At 64.7% G+C, this 436-nt stretch carries 1 protein-coding gene; it reads right to left on the bottom strand.

Translation table 11 applies throughout. The annotated features are described in order from the left end of the window. Positions 1 to 436, bottom strand: a 436-nt coding sequence (locus tag DOU50_RS00035; protein WP_148768439.1) for an amidohydrolase family protein, incomplete at both ends; no start/stop codon positions are given.

Raw genomic sequence — 436 nt, 5'->3', positions numbered from 1 at the left:
GCTCGCCACGCGGGTGGCGTCCGTTCCCAGGCCCACCGGTACGCCGGTCTCGAGCATTTTCGCCACCGGCGGCGTGTGGCGGGTGGCTTCGATGCCGTAACGCTCGGCAAAGTACTCGCCCTGGAAGGCCATGCGGTGCTGGACGGCAATGCCGCCGCCGAGCGCTTTAATGCGGTCGATGTTGGCCTGGGTGACGGTTTCCGCGTGGTCGAAGAACCAGTGCAGGCCGTTGAACGGAATGTCGCGGTTCACCTTCTCGAACACGTCCAGCATGCGGCTGATGGATTCGTTATAGGTGGCGTGCAGGCGGAACGGCCAGCGGTGCTCCACCAGATGGCGTACCACGCGCTCCAGCTCGTCCTCCATGCCCGGCGCGAGGTCCGGGCGTGGTTCGAGGAAATCTTCAAAATCGGCGGCAGAGAAGACCAGCATCTCG

The organism is Enterobacter sp. C6 (genome assembly GCF_008122455.1).
Taxonomy (GTDB): domain Bacteria; phylum Pseudomonadota; class Gammaproteobacteria; order Enterobacterales; family Enterobacteriaceae; genus Enterobacter; species Enterobacter pseudoroggenkampii.
Note: the sequence above shows the minus strand (reverse complement) of the source record. Positions and strands in the feature narration are given on the sequence as shown.